The sequence below is a fragment of the Gilvimarinus sp. 1_MG-2023 genome (assembly GCF_030548285.1).
The window spans coordinates 1-504 of record NZ_JAUOSC010000096.1; the positions used below are offsets into that span (position 1 = coordinate 1).

The following is a 504-nucleotide window of genomic DNA, read 5'->3' on the forward strand; positions in this document are numbered from 1 at the left end:
GAGCTGCCCAACCCGTTAAACCAACAACTTGCCACACTGTGTGAGCCGAAAGGACCCTGGCTCAGTTCCCCCCCAACGACTCTTGAGCCAGCAACTGCTCTACCCAGTGTCCCCACAAGGTGCAATAAGACGCCATCGGCGCGGTAAAATAATTGATAGTGCGAGCATTCAGAAACAACATCCCCAGCAAACGACCGTCACTCATCATCGGCATGGTCAGACTGGAACGATAACCCTGTCCCAGTAACGCCGCACTGTGTGCCGGCAACTCTTCCACCCGAAACTTGCGCATATCCCCCACCACCCGAATACCCGGACTGGCGACCAGGGATTGCAGCGATGGCACATTTTCCAGCAACATCTGATAACCGTCCAATAGCCGGGTATCGTCTCCGGCGCAGGTCAGACTGGACAAGTAACCTGTGTCGGCTTGATAGCGCGCCAGAGAAAAACGATCGATACCAGAGTACTGCTCACGTAAGACACGATAGAGATGGTGTACAT

1 protein-coding gene is annotated in these 504 nt (G+C 54.4%); it reads right to left on the minus strand.

The window, feature by feature from the left end; all coding sequences use genetic code 11:
* Positions 1–61: 61 nt before the first annotated feature.
* A partial coding sequence (locus tag Q4563_RS15860) for a GAF domain-containing protein (protein ID WP_303605154.1) occupies positions 62–504 on the minus strand: 443 nt, incomplete at its 5' end.